Genomic DNA, 727 nt, shown 5'->3' with positions numbered 1-727 from the left:
TTTTTCCAATCTGTTGTCTTAACCACTTGTTGTTTTTCATTCTTTTTAACTTCTTTTTTAACATCATTTTGTTTGATCACTTGCGCATTGCCTGTTTTTAATTTACCACCGTTATAATAATATTTAATACGACTAATAAAGTAATCCTTCATTTTATTTTGGTTAGCGGTTGTATACGGCGCGCCTTTGCCGACATGCATTTCCCATGAACGATGTGGGCAAGAAGTACCGAAGAATTCATTATGCAGTCTTACTGTGTTTCGGTTTACTGGTAAGTCGTAAGACTTCATGACATCAGCAATAACTTTTAAAGTTGATTCTTCGTTCTCTAAGAATAGCTTGTCTGATAAACGACCAGGGTATGACTCACAAATTTCGAAACCGATCAAGTTACCGTTTGCCCATTGATGACCGCAATGCCATTCTACATAGTCTGTAGGGTGATACCAAAGCACCTCGTTTCTATTAGCATACACACTTGCCCAACCATTAACATGTGTACCGTTATTTTCACGTGCGTATAACCATGGCAGGTACTGGCTGGGTGTCATACTTCCGTAATCATTATGGATAACCACGCCTTGAATACTTGGCTTTGGTGCTGTAATTTTATTACCTTTGATGTGGTTAGAATAAATATGTTTCAATTTTTTCTCACTTCCGTTTTTAGATTTATCTTGTTTTGCATTCAACTTACTAATATCGTATTTTTCAATTGGAATACCAC

Annotated in this window: 1 protein-coding gene; it reads right to left on the bottom strand. The window is 36.5% G+C overall.

Annotated features, from left to right (window positions below; translation table 11 throughout):
- The coding region (locus HMPREF3270_RS06395; RefSeq protein WP_176746717.1) for an N-acetylmuramoyl-L-alanine amidase at positions 1-727 on the bottom strand (727 nt) is incomplete at both ends.

Origin of the sequence: Staphylococcus sp. HMSC65H10 (genome assembly GCF_001839185.1) — a bacterium.
In the GTDB taxonomy this organism is placed as follows: Bacteria; Bacillota; Bacilli; order Staphylococcales; family Staphylococcaceae; genus Staphylococcus; species Staphylococcus simulans.
The sequence above is the reverse complement of the archived record's forward strand: the minus strand, read 5'-3'. Positions and strand labels throughout refer to the sequence as shown.